The organism is Paenibacillus sp. 01T443 (assembly GCF_056398325.1).
Genome location: NZ_JBFTPE010000020.1, coordinates 18314 through 34230 on the forward strand (window position 1 = coordinate 18314; position 15917 = coordinate 34230).

Below are 15917 nucleotides of genomic sequence, written 5' to 3' on the forward strand. Positions count from 1 at the left end.
GCTAGAGAACGAGATGCGTTATCTGAAACAGATAACGCATCTCATCCAAGTTTTACTTCATATTTTTGGATGTAATCTAGTAACAAGGGGTGACACAATGCAGAGTGTACTAGCTGAAAAAAACGCTGCGGAACCGAAAACCGAGGTGCAGCCCGTAATGAAGATGGCTTCAGTTAATAAATCCTTTTCAGGTGTCCAAGTTCTTCATGATGTCAAAATTGATTTGTATAAGGGAGAAGTTCATGCCCTTATGGGGGAGAATGGGGCAGGAAAGTCTACCTTGATGAAAATAATGGCCGGCGTGTATCGCCCGGATTCCGGCAGTATTCTGTATAAAGATGTAATCGCTGAGTGGCCTAGTCCGATGGCCGCAAGAGATGGGGGAATTAGCGTCATCCATCAGGAAATCAGCCTGTCCCCCAACCTGACGATCGGCGAAAATATTTTGATGGGTACGAATTTTCCAAGAAACAAATTGGGATTTATTAAATGGCATCTTATATATGAGAAAGCGGAAGCGATTCTAAGGTCGATCGGTTCGACATTGGATCCGAGGGCGAAGGTATCGACTTTAAGCATAGCTCAGCAGCAAATGGTGGAAATTGCCAGAGCATTGTCATTTAATTCTGAAGTTTTAATTATGGATGAACCTACGGCATCATTAACTGATAAAGAAATAGATAAGCTGTTTTTAATAATCGACGATCTTAAACGCAAGGGCGTCGCGATCGTTTATATTTCACATCGAATGGATGAAATCTTTCGTATTTCCGATCGATTCACAGTTCTACGTGACGGGCAATGGATTACTAGCGGACCAATATTGGATACGAATCCAGATCATCTTGTTAAGCTTATGGTCGGCAGGGAAATTAAGGACCTTTTCCAAAGAACTTATGCGGTGGCTGCTGCAACAACGAAGCGTGAGCCCGTTCTGGAGTTAATCGATATTTCCGACAAAAAAACAGTAAAAGGCATTTCACTGCGTTTGTATCCGGGTGAAATCGTCGGCTTGGCCGGTTTGGTAGGAGCGGGCAGGACTGAGCTCATTCGTACCATATTCGGAATATCGGGGTTGAGCAGAGGTCAAATCAATATCGATGGGAAGCCGGTGAACATTCAATCGCCATCCGACGCCATCCATTACGGGATTGCTCATGTTCCGGAAAGCAGGAAGGAGCAGGGCTTGTTTCCAAATCTGTCCGTCCAGGAAAATATATTAATGACCCAGTTGCATGTCTATCGCAATAGCGGTATTTTGCAGTATGGCCGAATGAAAACGGATGCCGAAAAATTAATCAAGGATTTGGGGGTCAAAGCTACGTCCAAGGATCAAAATGTAATGGGACTCAGTGGTGGAAACCAGCAAAAAGTCATTATTGCAAGATGGCTCTCGATTGGACCTAAGGTACTCCTGCTTGATGAACCGACCCGGGGCGTTGACATTGGGGCTAAAACTGAAATTCATAAAATTATTAGCAATCTGGCAGAGCAAGGTCTTGCTGTGCTGGTCGTTTCTTCTGAGCTTCCTGAGATACTAGGCATTAGCGACCGTATTTTGGTCATGCAAGAAGGGAAAATCAGAGCGGAGCTGTCAAGGCAGGAGGCAACGCAGGAAAAAATTATGTATTACGCCACAGGGGAGATTAAATAAATGCATACTAACCTTCAACCAGCTGGGGGCAAAGACCAGTTGATCAGAAATAAGTTCAGCTATACCTTTAATCAATTGGGCATGGTCATTATATTAGTGCTGTTGTCCGTGGGAATGGCGATTTTCGCACCCCATTTTTTGGAAACGAGTAATATGCTGAATATTTTTAAGCAGGTATCGATTACGGCTATTCTAGCTGCAGGAATGACACTTGTAATTTTAACAGGTGGTATAGATCTTTCTGTTGGCTCTACGGTTGCTTTGTCGGGCGTTATTTCGGTCATGATTACGAATGCCGGAGTGAATCCATTAATTGCGATGCTGGCCGGAGCGGCTATCGGACTTGTAGCGGGTGCGATTAACGGTTACTTAACTGCGGTCCCAAAACTTCCGTCCTTTATCGTCACGTTGGGTAGTATGACTTATTTAAGGGGCTTGGCGCTTGTTATTAGTGGGGGATACCCTCTTGTACTGACAAATGAGACTTTTAAATTTTTCGGCGCAGGAAAAATACTTGGTATTCCAACCCCGATTTACATTATGACATTGGTTTACATTATTATGTTTTTTGTATTGAAATATACCATGTTCGGTCGTCATGTTTATGCAGTAGGAGGCAATGAAGAGGCTGCTAGGCTAACGGGAATCAAGGTTGAGCGAACGCTTATCAAGGTTTATTCCATCAGCGGGCTGTTAGCCGGAATTGCGGGTGTCGTACTTGCCGGCAGGCTATTCTCAGGGCAGCCTACTGCAGGCAATATGGCGGAATTAGACGCCATTGCAGCGGTAATTCTTGGGGGAACCAGCTTCGTCGGCGGCTTCGGACGAATTCAGGGCACAATTATAGGTGTTTTAATTATTGCAGTATTAAATAACGGCTTGACACTCTTAAACGTGGATTCGTATTGGCAAAAAGTCATAATGGGTGGAGTAATCGTTGTAGCCGTTCTCCTTGACCGCATTCGCGGCCGCAAATAATTACACATGGGCAGAATATTGTGAGGGTATTAGTTATACCAATCATTCTGCCCAAAGTCATGCTAATCCTTATGCCAATTATATAATATAGATTCCAACCGATAGCAACCAGATATTCTTATAGAAATGGAGATAACAAAATATGTTGATGTTCAATCGAAACAGCAAACGAAGAATAGCACGAGTTCTGGTCATGCTTCTTTTTATATCAAGCGTGTTTAATATCAATGGTTGGATGAACAAGGTATCGGCGGAAGCGACGATGACATTCAATCAAAATGAAGATTTAGTAATGAGTACTCTTCAAACATCTGAAATCGCTTTCGATATTGAAAATCCTGGTTTTGAAACGGGCAATTTGAGTGGATGGACAGAAATTGGAAACGCGTTTTCCCAAAGGGTCATTTCTGAATCCAATTATGGAGAAGACAAAAAGTCGTATCATCATAAGGGAGAATATCATTTGAGCGGACAAGCGGATGATGCGTTGGGATCACTGCAATCCACAACCTTCAAGCTCGACGGTACAGGTGAAGTAAATTTTCTTATAAGTGGGAATAATCAGCCTGAATATCAGTATGTTGCACTTATTCGCGCCTCTGATGGAGAGGAACTCTTTAAGACCTCTGGCGCTAATTTGCAAGAAAACCCTAAGACTTATAAAAGGGTGATCTGGGACGCGAAAGACTATCTCGGTCAAGAACTCTATCTGAAAATTGTAGATAATGGCAGCGGTTATATCGGGGTCGATGATTTTCATGTTAATAATTCGATCCACGAGATTGTAAATCCTGATTTTGAAACCGGTGATTTAACCGGGTGGACAGTCGTTGGGGATGACATGAGCAGCCGAGTGAAATGGGAGGTGAATTATTGGCATAAGGATCCTATTAACAAGCATGGGCATTTTCATTTTTGGGGAGATGATATGCTCAAAGGCAGCATCCTTTCCTCCGAATTTGTATTAGGGGGCTCTGGTGAGATTAGCTTTATGATCGGCGGCGGCAAGCAGGATAATCAATATGTCTCATTGATTGATGCAGATAATCAAACGGAGCTAATGAGAACCAGGAATGAATGGTTTTCCGAATCTGAGTCTTATACGCGAGTAACGTTAGATGCTTCTGCGTATTTAGGAAAGCGCTTACGCGTACTTGTGGCAGACAATGTGGCGGCTGGCGGCTGGCAGCATATCAATGTTGATGATTTCCAGGTTTATCAAGAGCATTTGATTCAGCTGTCCAATCCGGGTTTCGAAACGGGTAATTTAAGTGGGTGGACGAGTGAAGGGGAAGCCTTTGAAGATGCTGTGACCAATAATGCTGCTGTGAACGGAACCTCATATGGCCACATCGGCACGTATCATTTGTCTAGCAGTAACAGTGACAGTGCTAGCGGAACTTTGACATCGGAGACGTTCAAGCTGGGCGGAATCGGTGAAATCGAGTTGTTGGTTGGCGGGAGCAATTCCGGAAAGCAATATGTTGAACTGGTCCGGGCCAAGGACGGCCAGACCTTGTTTAAGGCTTCGGGGGAGGGCACGGAAGTCTATAAACGGGTTGTTTGGGATACTAGGGCGTATTTAAGGGAGAATGTATTCATACGCGTGTTGGATGTCGGAGCTGGACATATTAATATTGATGATTTACAAGTTCGCAAGAGTAATTCAGTATCATATCTAATGGAAAATGAAGATTTTGAACAGGGTGATTTAAACGGTTGGACCGTTGAAGGTAACTCATTTTCTGCAATAGCGGGTATAAACGGCAAAGTTTTCGGGTATCAACGTGACATGTATGCGATGGGTACCAAGGAAGGTATCGGGCAGATGATTTCTAGCAAATTCAGGTTGTCAGGAAGCGGCATGGTGAATTTCAAAATATCCGGAAATTTGGAAGAAGAGCTTTACGTGGCGTTGATTCGTGCAAGCGATGGGAAGGAGTTAAGAAAAGAGGGTTCAACCGGGTCAAGCCGATTCCAGACCATTGAGTGGGACGTATCCGATTATCTTAACGAGACGCTTTATTTTAAAGTGGTGGATGAATCAAACTCCGGGAATATTCTTGTTGATGATTTTAACTTTTATGTTTCATCTCATATATTAAATGCCGATTTTGAAGCAGGTGATATGCGCGGCTGGAGGTCTGTGTCCGGAAATGCCTTTAATGGCGTGGTCACTGCGGAGAAATTTCATCACACAACGCAGCCTTTTCATCAGCAAGGAAACTACCATTTATGGGGTTACCTAGGCGCTGGCGATGGGGGTACGGGGATACTCGAGTCATCTCACTTCATTCTGGAAGGGGACAAGAGCATACCTGGGGACGGCAGAATAACATACCTGATCGGCGGAGGCAAGAAGTCCATGGACCAGATGGCGGTCGAGCTCGTTAGAGATTCGACGGGAGAAACACTCTTCAGGGAAACCGGCCATGACGATGAAACATACAGGAAGGTCGATTGGGATGCAACGGCTTACATCGGAGAAGAGCTCTACTTCCGAATCGTGGACCAAGCTACAGATGGATATGGACATCTTAACGTCGACCATTTCCGTACGGTGACGCCTTTGGCCGAAATTGCAAATCCAGGCTTTGAAACCGGAACGTTATCGGACTGGACGGCTCAGGGCGAAGCTTTTACACAAGCTTTAAGTGTTGTAAGTGGTTTCGGACATGAGGGAACCTACTACTTGTCCAGTAAATCAAGGACAGACGATACGCTGACAGGCTCTTTAAGAAGCAGAAGTTTCGAATTGGACGGCACTGGTAATCTATCGTTTTTAATATCAGGTGGGAATGATCTGAATCGGCTCTATGTGGCACTTGTCCGATCAAAAGATAAAGAGGTACTGTTTAAGGCAACTGGTTCCGATTCGGATATTTTCGGTGAAGTGACGTGGGATGTTTCATCGTATTTAGGGGAAGAGGTGTACTTGGAAATTGTGGATCAAATGGCCAAAGGGTCACACAGTTATATCAACGTCGATGACATTCAGGTCAGTACTTCGGGTACACGGTTCGCCGACACTTATCGTCCGCAGTATCATTATACACCTGAACGAAACTGGATGAACGATCCTAATGGAATGGTTTTTTATGAGGGTGAATACCATTTGTTCTACCAGCATACGCCTTTTTCAGCGCAGCCTGCATTCGACAAAATGCATTGGGGGCATGCGGTGAGTAAAGACCTTGTGCATTGGGAAGAGCTGGCGCCTGCCATTGCACCCGATGAGGATGGATCGATTTTTTCTGGCAGCGCGGTCGTAGATACGAATAATACGAGTGGCTTCTTCGATAAAGAAGGCTCCGGGTTAGTTGCTATCTACACCAACAACGACAATCGTAAGGTGCCTGGCAAGCCACAGGTTCAAAGTATTGCTTACAGCAAGGACAAAGGGCGAACCTGGATAAAATATGAAGGGAATCCTGTATTGTTTCCTGAGGATACAGTCGATTTCCGCGATCCGAAAGTATTCTGGCATGAGGAAACCGGAAAATGGATTATGTCTCTTGCCGTTAAGGACAGAGTAGAGTTTTATACATCTCCTAACCTGAAGGAATGGTCCTATGCCAGCTCGTTTGGATCAGAATTTGCCATCACTCATCGTGGTATCTATGAGTGTCCGGATTTATTCGAAATTAACGTTGACGGAGACCCAAATCATAAGAAATGGGTGCTTATTATTTCTTTGGGGGACAAGAACGGTGTGAATGCAAGTGCTCCGGAACCACCGGCAGGCGGATCAGGCATGCTTTATTTTATCGGGGAATTTGACGGTACTACGTTTACGCCGGACAACTCGATTGAATCACCCGAAGATCTGAATTGGATCGATTATGGCGCAGATTTCTATGCTGCTGTCTCATGGAGCGGTATTGCAGCCGCGGATGGACGGAAGATATGGCTGGGCTGGATGAGTAACTGGGCGTATGCATCAAATACGCCTAGTATAGGGTGGCGTGGTACTATGTCTATTCCTCGCGAATTGAAGCTGATCACAGAGGAAAATGATACAATCCGTCTGGTTCAATCGCCTGTTGACGAATTGAAAAATATTACGAATTCCATTATTAATGAAACGAACGTTACGATTGGATCGGATCATAATCTACTTGACGGAATATCCGCTGACAAGATGGAAATCATTGCTGAGTTTGAACTGGGTTCAGCAAAGACGTTTGGCTTTAAGGTGCGTAAGTCGACGAATGAGGAAACGGTCATTGGTTATAATGCAGAATCCAAGCAATTATTTGTGGATCGGTCGAAGTCGGGAGAAACAGCAGTGCATCCAAGCTTCGCGACCAAACACGAAGCACCACTTGAACCGAACGGTAACAGAATCAAAATGCACATTTTCGTAGATTGGTCGTCGATTGAAGTATTTGGTGGGGATGGTAAAACAGTCATATCCGATCTTATTTTTCCTGATCCGTAAAGCAAAGATGCATCCGTTTTCGCCATAGGAGGCGAGGTTAAACTAGTTAATTTGCAAATCAATGAAATAAAGAGTATTTGGAGAGATGAATCCTATAATAAAATTAGAATGGACAATCGGAATTATCAGTTGAATGTTTCTCAAACGCATCAAACGAGCGTAGGTGCGGTTTCCGTAATGTACGAAGCAGCTGACTCGGGCGCTACTATTGTGGATATTACTAAGTCAGCGATTTATACATCGAGCAATCCTGAGGTGGCAATTGTAGATCAAAATGGATTGGTTACCGGTCTACATGCAGGTACTTCTGTGATACAAGCGGAATATGGAGGTTATATAGCAGCAGCAAATGTCAAGGTTGTCGACAATGAACTCTCCAGTGCAATCCCTCAAAATGAAGGTAGTGTACTAAAGGAGAGCAATACGGTTCGTATTACGGTTCCAGCGAAGCAAGGTTTGAATAAAGTTGCAAATGCGAAAGTCAGTGATGCTTTAATTAAGCAAGCATTGGATCTGGCTGAAAACGACAACGCAGGTAGGAAGCAGATCGTCATTACATTTTCTGAAGCGAGCGGATCTAAAGGTTATTCGTTGGAACTTCCGACTGCCCATCTGTCTACATCCAAGTGGTTGACAAGTTTTGAAATCCTTACGCCGCTTGGAGCTATTACCGTCCCAAGTCATATGTTGACCAATCATTTTCTGAAAGCTGAAGGAACGGTTACTCTCTCAATTAAAGAAGCTTCGGTGTCTCATATCGATGCGGAAACAAGTAGTCGAATCGGCAACCGCCCGGTGCTTTCCTTCACGGTTAGTATAAATGGAAAAGAAATACCATGGAACAATCCAATGGCGCCGGTTAAGGTAACAATCCCATATTCACCTAGTGCGGCGGAGCAACTAGATTTAGAACATATCGTCGTGCTGTATATAGATGAATCTGGAAATGAAGTTCCCATTCCGAGTGGAAGATATGATAATGCATCAAATCAAGTCATATTTAATAGCACACATTTTAGTACCTATGCCATCGCATATGTGAAACAGACATTTGCTGACTTGGACCGTTTTCTATGGGCGCAGAAGCCGATAGAAGCTTTGGCCTCGAGAGGGATAATAAATGGAGTTTCGAAAGAGAATTTTAATCCTTCTTCTTTCGTGACAAAAGCAGATTTTTGTGCGCTTCTCGTTAGATTGCTAGAGTTGAAGGGTCAGGCGAATTCAAGCTTCAAGGAGGATGATTACTCTGAAGAAGTTGGGATTGCTATGTCTCTGGGTATAATAAAGGGTACGGGAGACAATCTTATCGACCCTAAGGGAATCTTATCGAGACAAGATATGATGGTTATGACATACCGTGCGCTGCAAGTGAGCGGCAAGATTAAACAATCGGATGATGTCCAAATAAATACGTTTACTGACACTGATCGCATAGCTAACTATGCGAAGGAGGCAGTGACGGGACTTCTTAAACAACAACTGGTAATGGGAGACGAAGGTAAGCTTAATCCGCTTGGTGGAACAACTCGGGCCGAAGCAGCGGTTATCATTTATAGAGTCTGGCAGTCAATTAATTAAGTTGAGTTAAATCAATTGAGGAAGACAAGCCGTGGTGAAAGCTCGGTTGTCTTCCTATCCTTCATAAACAAACTAAACCAGAATTTTTATACTATTTTGCATGTGCTTTATTGGTGTTTAACGTCTCTTAATAGAATCACAGATCTTTTGTTTGCGATTATTTATTAAGGTAGTGAATCCCTACAGTAGCGTTCTTCTGCCGAAACCATGTGCTGGATTTAGCAATTATGTGCAAAGCACTGCAAACGAATAAATAGGACCTCCTAAAAGCTAGATAACTTTTGGGAAGTCCTATATTTAAGAATAATATTTTTAGCTCACTACTATTGTTAATGGAGCTTAGTGGACATGTTGGAGCGACCCAGTCGATGCTCGGAATTTTGGCTCCGTTCTGACATGAGTGATCCGGAACGCTTTTGAGGGATTTTTTAACCGGGATAGAAGCATTTCGGCAGCAGTTATCCCCATTTCATCGTTGAAAATATGAACGGTTGATAAATGCGGTTCAACGATTCGAGATTCCGGCGCGTCGTCAAATCCAGAAACGGCAATGTCGTTAGGGATGTTAATGTTTTTGTTTTTTAACGATTTCATCAGATTTATGGCTATAAAATCATTTGCGCAAACGAAGGCTGACGGAAGCGTGCTCATGCGTTCCAGTTGCTTATCTATCCAGCCGGACTCCATAAAAAAGTAGCGATCCTTGTCCACAATGCAGTGATTCGGATCCAGTGGTAAATTGGACTCGATCAATGCCCTGTTGAACCCAATCCATCGTTCATTGAAGCTTTTGCAATGATTGTAATCCCCGACGAAACCAATCGTTGTACAACCTTGTTCGATTAAAGTTTTGGTTACACAATACGTGCTGTGCTCATTTTCCATTAATAAAACATCTGCCTTTAAATCGGGGTAAAATATATTCGCGGCGCAATCGATAAAAATCGTCGGAATACCCATATCGGTAATTAGTTCACTGTAGCTTTTGTTAAACATTTCGATGCAAATAATCCCGTCTACCTTGGAAATTTCGAAGTTGCTGGGTAAAGACAAAGCATTAATTTCTGTTTCTCTGACCATGTGGATGGACAAATTATAGCCTTCGGAGCTTATTCTTTTCTCTAAGCCGCTAAGTAAAAATGAACCAAAGTGCGAGCTAGTGAGCAAGCTGCTCGTTAATAAAGCAATATTGCCTGGGTTTTTGGGATTAATCGTATCTGTATCCATATAAGCAAACTGTTTGTATTTTAATTCAATAGCCCGGCTAATGACTTTATTTCGTGTGTCCTCTGGAATGGTTTTGCTGTGATTCAGGGCTTTAGAGGCGGTATTTCTGGAAATTCCCAGCGAATCCGCGATATCTTGTATCGTTATTTTTTCTTTACCCATCTTGTTATCTCCATAGCTGCGTAGTTTAGGCCCGCTTTAATCTTTGCGCAGAGCCTTGCAGTCCTCTATCTTCGTGAATATATATAGTAAATGTATAATAATTACCTTTCAAAAGCAATAATAAAGTTTCAAATGCACAATTTGTTATACATTTGCTCCAACGAAGAATAATGATTATTTCATTTTCAAATGTAAACTTAGTGGAAAGTGATATTTTGGATATCGAATGGAAATTTTAAATACTGTTATTTAATTTATACATAAATCTCTTATTAAAACGGAAATGTGTTTACAAATACACGTTTAATGCGATTTTCTGCTTTTCAAATGAAACATTAAATTTTACATTATATTATTGACTTACTTAGTTTACTTTGATAAATTCAGGGAGAGAAAAGTGCAAATGAACAATGTAAGCACTGTTGTTTACTCGTTTATGCTGCAAAATATTATAGGAAAAGGAGCGATTTAGCATGTGTGAGGCATCTAAAGTAAGCTATCGTCCAGATTATCATTTTTCGCCCAAGGCGAATTGCCTGAATGTTACTAATGGAAGTGTTAATTATGTGGGTAATTACTATTTGTTCTTGGAGAGTTGCAATGACGTTGCCGCATGATCTTTCGCTAGAGCTAGGGAAGGCGAAATCAGATTCATTCAACGTCCTGTCAGAGAATTGCAGGCATTAAGGCACCTGCTCCTGCACTTAAAAGAACGTTCCCTGGGGAAGTTCAAAACCGGTTGTCAGAATTTAATATATACAGTTATGAGATCGTATATATGGTTGATACGAATAACCTGTTTGGTTCTAAACTTTGCACATCAGCTGTCCAGGAAACTATTGTTGACTATCAACCTGACACACTTGAGTTGATCGGACGCGGTCCGGCAAGACGGTTTTTCATGCTGATTTTCCCTGTAGACCAACATGTAAACTGAAAACATTATCTAATTTATTGTAGCTTTGAAGTTTTTGCAGAGTACGGCCAAGCCATGCTTGCGAATTTGATATTCCCTAATTCGGACTTTACGGACTTGTTGTTTTTCTCGGAGGATAAGGAACACATTTTCCATTCTCTCGATATATATGAGCGGAGGAACCGGTATCAAGATCACGCTTAAGTCATTTAAAGTAGCAGGTTTATGAATAAGAATAGGTGAGATTATGATTCCTAGTAAGAAAACTARTATCAAAGATGTAGCGAGGCGCGCTAATGTCTCGGCGTCTACCGTATCCCATGTGATCAACGATACGAGATTTGTGTCGGAGATAACGAAAGCCAAAGTTCGGCAAGCCATGAATGAACTGAATTATCGAATGAATGCTGTCGCAAGATCTTTAAGAAGCAGGAAGTCTCGTGTCATTGCTTTTGTGGCACCGATTCTTGCAACGGAGACATCCAATTATTTCTTTATGAAGGTTGCAGAGGGCATTAAGAGCGTTCTTAAGCAAAATAACTACCACCTTGTTCTGAGCGACTCGCATGAGGATACAGATGTTGAAGCGGAAAAGATCAGGATGCTTGGCTCCCAAATGATTGACGGTCTCATTATGGCACCAACAAATAGAAAATTTGATTACGAGTCATTATTCGGCAAATATCCCGTCGTTTACTTGGATAGGACGCCAGATAACAGTAAAAGGGATTGCGTCGTTATTGATAATAAAAAAATATCAATGGAAGCGGTGAAAACGCTTCTGGACAAGGGACATAAACGGATAGCCTTGTTAACGGGACCTGTTCAGTTTCTTACGACTACGGAAGAGCGATATGAAGGCTATATAGAAGCGATATCGGATGCTGGAATGGCAGTCGAAACGAACCTTATCGGCATAGGGGAGGTCTCGTTTGGCGGAGGGTACAGGTTAATGGACTCTTTAATAAAACACAATCCTACGGCCGTGTTCATCACGGATAACTCAATGGCAATGGGTGCCATGTTATACCTACAAGAACATAATATTAGCATACCCCAGCGATTGGCGGTCATCGCCTACGATGAATTTATTTGGATCCACATCACATCTCCTTCGCTTACTGTAATTAATCAGCCGGCTTATGAGATTGGGGCGAAAGCAGCAGAGGTTATTCTAATGAGACTGGATGATCCGACCGCAAGTAGTCAAAAGCATCGTTTAAACGCAGTGCTGACAGTCAGGCAAAGCTCAGATTAAACCATAGTAGGGTAATKATACATGTAAACTGACCCAATTTACCGCTCATGATGGCGGTTTTTCTTTAAATGATAATCAACATTTAGATTTAACATAGCCTTTCCATTAAGTGGAATCAGAACTATCGATCGAGTCTCGGTTTAAAATGGATGATGAGAGAGAACATTGAAGCTTGACTAGAATTAATACAAGATTCTATAATCGGGACGAACGTTTTCTCGGATGTGGAAGAGAAGCAATACTATCTGAAAGAGCGTTTTTATTCATAATACGTAAACGATTACTTAAAAATGAGACAGAGGAGACGAACAGACAAATGCGAATTGGAGCAATTGAAGCAGGCGGCACGAAGTTTGTATGTGGAATAGGCAATGAGTATGGAGAAATTGAGGATCGGATTAGTTTTCCGACTGAGTACCCGGAGCGAGTGTTGGAGCAAGTTATCTCTTACTTTAGAGAAAAGAACCCGGAAACGATTGGCATTGGGACGTTCGGACCGATCGATGTTGACCGTAAAAGTGCAACATTCGGGAATGTGACAACGACGCCGAAGCCAGGTTGGTCAGGCTTCCCATTCCTGAATACGCTTAAACGTGAATTTGATGTACCTTTTGGGTGGGACACGGATGTTAATGCAGCTGCCTACGGCGAAGCGGTCTGGGGCGCTGCCAAGGGATTGGAAAGCTGCGTCTATTTCACAATCGGTACGGGAATCGGAGTGGGTGTATATGCTGAGGGGAAGCTAGTTCACGGCTTAGTACACCCGGAAGGCGGACATATATTGCCGAGACGTCACCCCGAGGACCGATTTGAGGGAAACTGTCCTTATCATGGTGACTGCCTTGAAGGGATGGCATCAGGTCCTGCAATTGAAAAGCGTTGGGGTATGAAGGGCAGTGAACTTGGGGAGAATCATTCAGCTTGGGAGATTGAGGCCTATTATCTCGGCCAAGCGATCACGACTGCGATACTGATGCTCTCCCCGAAACGGGTTATTTTAGGTGGAGGCGTCATGCATCAGAAACAGCTGCTTCCTATGATTCGCGCCGAAGTGAGTAAAAATTTAAATGGTTACGTAAGTGCGGCGTCGCTGTTAACAGGAATTAACGAATATATCGTATTACCGGGACTTGGAGACAATGCCGGCTTATGCGGTTCCCTTGCGCTTGGTCTGGCAGCATTGGAGCATAATTAGAGAGGGACTGACAAGGCGAATAATGAAAAAGGCAGGATAGCATAATCTGCTGTGCGAAAATATCCATAGATCAGAGAATGATTTAAAATACAGCCATGGAGGCCAACTTGATGGACTTACTCAACATGCTGAACATTATTTGATAAAAATGGCTGATATGGAAAAATCTGATAAATAGCTCAAATTCCCGTTAGTTCCACACTTTCTTTATTTGCCCGCCAATCCGGTAGAAATTCTATAAGAAATCAAGCCGAATGATTCGAGTATTGCCTAAAAATTTGTTACCCTTGTGGAATTTTGTAATCTGATGGGATAAGAGAAGAGGAGCGAATCGCGTTTTTTGAATAGTAGACGTGAAGGTTAGCTACGTGAGAAAGAGGTTGGCAAAGGATTGTCCGTTCTTTTAGGCTCATTTGCCATTCATTTCTCGGCTGAAGGAAATGCTGAAGTGACTTCCCGATCCCCATCTTAGTGTTTCTAACGATTTGAACTTGACACGAAATGCAAAATTGTCGCATGTGTTGCACCAGATGGTTTTTTCCCATCCATCAAGTACAGTGTTAGTCAGATATGCGAAGCGCTGGATCACCATAAGTGACATAGACAATATATATAAAAGCCGTGCGAATCAGTGAACATACCTGGATCCTCGGCTTTTCTCGTTGCAGACATGAAGGGTGACTACTTATTTAAGAAAGTTCACCTTTAAAGTTTCTAGAAATGCCGCTTTGCGTAAGAAACGCTTTATTATAACCATTCCACCATTCATAAGAGCTCTTACGACGGTGTTACTCCCCAACAAATCCAAGTATAGTGCGGCCACAGTAAATAAATTTCTTCTTTAGCCAATAAATACTGAATTCGTTTTCCATCAATAATAACCCCGTATTTAACTCAGGATAAGACAATTCTGATGTGGAGTCTAAGAATATAATTGGAATGTTCAGGTGAATAATAAAATTGGAATATTTCTTGTTTGTTAAACAGTTCAATGCAAACCATGTCGTCTCATTACTTTGATCGAAATTCGAGGGGACAGCTAGCGCTTCCAAATATACTATACGGAAATTTCAACAAGATGATTATAAATGAGTAAAGTAAGTGGATAGTTGTGTATATATTGAAGCGCAATGATCTTGCTAGAAATGTGTATGTCAAACGAAAAAATAATAAATTATAAAATAAACAAAAATAAACAGTTATCGTTCAATATCAAATTTAAATCTCTTATTAAAATTGTGCATTTGAACAAATATAATTTTTGGAAARTTTTCGTTCGATAGTAGTTAGAAGCCATATTTCATTATAAATGACTTTGTAATAGTGAAAAATAACTCTTTTCACCGTATTTAGAAACAAAAAAATGTTCAAATGAACAAATTTAGAAAAAAAATGTATTGACAATTAGGACTGAAATTTATAAAATGTAATTGTTGGTTGTGCATAATGGGATATGTAAGCACTTTCTTTTAGGGTGAAATATATCCTAATAAATAAAGAATGTGTGCATATGTAAAATGCTTTAGAAATTAGGAGGGGGATAACCTTGCAGACATTAGAAAGGGTAGAAAGAAAGAGTGCACCTAGATCGGGTGCCCTCATGCAGAAGCTTAAATATATAAAGACGCATTTTTGGTTGTACTTGATAATCGCTCCTGCGCTTATATCGGTTATTGTTTTTAAGTACGTACCGATGTACGGTATTCTAATTGCGTTCAAGGACTACAGCTTCCGAAAAGGGGTATGGGGAAGTGATTGGGTCGGGTTTCATCATTTTGAAAGGTTCATGAGCGGGCCGAATTTTGATCTATTGTTACAGAATACGTTGAAACTGAATTTATATGGACTCTTGTTAGGCTTCCCTGTTCCAATCCTACTGGCATTAATGTTGAATCAAATGCGTAAAGCCTCTTCCAAAAAGAGAATTCAACTGTTCTTATACGCACCGAACTTCATATCGGTTGTTGTCATGGTTGGTATGGTATTCGTCTTGTTATCGCCAACCGGGCCAGTTAATAAAATAATTGAAGTGATCACTGGTCAGCCGATTCAGTTTATGTCGGATCCGAGTTACTTCCGATCGATCTTTATTATCTCAGGCATTTGGCAAACTGCTGGTTGGGCTTCGATCATCTACATGGCTGCATTAGCAGGTGTGGATCCAGAGCTTCATAATGCGGCAACAATTGATGGGGCTAGTCTGATGCAAAGAATTAGGAATATTGACATACCTACGATTAAGCCTGTTATTGCATTAATGCTTGTTCTGGCGGCAGGGGGCATCATGGCTGGTGCTGGAGATAAAGCGTTATTGATGCAGAATCCCATGAATATGGAGACTTCAGATGTAATTTCCACTTATGTATACAGAATTGGTTTCCAACAGGCGAATTATTCTTTCTCTGCAGCTGTTGAACTTTTCAATACGGTTATCAATATTACTATATTATTACTGGTGAACTTCTTCGTGAAGAAAGCGAATGATGGAGAAGGCCTTATTTAGGGAAG

9 protein-coding genes are annotated in these 15917 nt (G+C 42.1%); 8 read left to right on the top strand and 1 reads right to left on the bottom strand.

From position 1 onward, the window contains the following. Window positions 1-97 precede the first annotated feature (97 nt). From AC1DLI_RS27185 to AC1DLI_RS27200, 4 genes are all read left to right on the top strand, one after another. Window positions 98-1654 (top strand): sugar ABC transporter ATP-binding protein, encoded by a 1557-nt coding sequence (locus tag AC1DLI_RS27185; protein ID WP_477607735.1) that lies wholly within the window; start codon window positions 98-100, stop codon window positions 1652-1654. Continuing rightward, a complete protein-coding gene (locus tag AC1DLI_RS27190; RefSeq protein WP_477607737.1) occupies window positions 1655-2632 on the top strand; it encodes an ABC transporter permease in 978 nt (325 codons plus the stop codon). A 142-nt stretch (window positions 2633-2774) separates the two neighbouring features. After that, window positions 2775-7073: a glycoside hydrolase family 32 protein gene (locus AC1DLI_RS27195; protein WP_477607739.1), complete on the top strand. Its 4299-nt coding sequence runs from the start codon at window positions 2775-2777 to the stop codon at window positions 7071-7073. A 51-nt stretch (window positions 7074-7124) separates the two neighbouring features. After that, complete coding sequence (locus AC1DLI_RS27200; RefSeq protein WP_477607741.1) at window positions 7125-8651, top strand: S-layer homology domain-containing protein; 1527 nt, start codon at window positions 7125-7127, stop codon at window positions 8649-8651. 339 nt (window positions 8652-8990) lie between these two features. Here the strand turns inward: AC1DLI_RS27200 and AC1DLI_RS27205 are convergent, their stop codons facing one another. Beyond that, on the bottom strand, window positions 8991-10040 hold the full coding sequence (locus AC1DLI_RS27205) for a LacI family DNA-binding transcriptional regulator (RefSeq protein ID WP_477607743.1): 1050 nt from the start codon (window positions 10038-10040) through the stop codon (window positions 8991-8993). 949 nt (window positions 10041-10989) lie between these two features. On the opposite strand from AC1DLI_RS27205, the gene AC1DLI_RS27210 reads away from it, so the two are divergent. The 4 genes from AC1DLI_RS27210 (at window position 10990) to AC1DLI_RS27225 (ending at window position 15912) form a co-directional block, all read left to right on the top strand. After that, window positions 10990-11160, top strand: a complete 171-nt coding sequence (locus AC1DLI_RS27210) for a GH32 C-terminal domain-containing protein (RefSeq protein WP_477607822.1) — start codon at window positions 10990-10992, stop codon at window positions 11158-11160. A 43-nt stretch (window positions 11161-11203) separates the two neighbouring features. Beyond that, on the top strand, window positions 11204-12214 hold the full coding sequence (locus tag AC1DLI_RS27215) for a LacI family DNA-binding transcriptional regulator (RefSeq protein WP_477607745.1): 1011 nt from the start codon (window positions 11204-11206) through the stop codon (window positions 12212-12214). A 316-nt stretch (window positions 12215-12530) separates the two neighbouring features. Further along, the gene (locus AC1DLI_RS27220) at window positions 12531-13409 is read left to right on the top strand and encodes an ROK family protein (protein WP_477607747.1); all 879 of its coding nucleotides are present in this window, start codon (window positions 12531-12533) and stop codon (window positions 13407-13409) included. 1600 nt (window positions 13410-15009) lie between these two features. Beyond that, window positions 15010-15912, top strand: coding sequence for an ABC transporter permease (locus AC1DLI_RS27225; RefSeq protein ID WP_477607824.1), 903 nt, complete (start codon window positions 15010-15012; stop codon window positions 15910-15912). Window positions 15913-15917 lie beyond the last annotated feature (5 nt).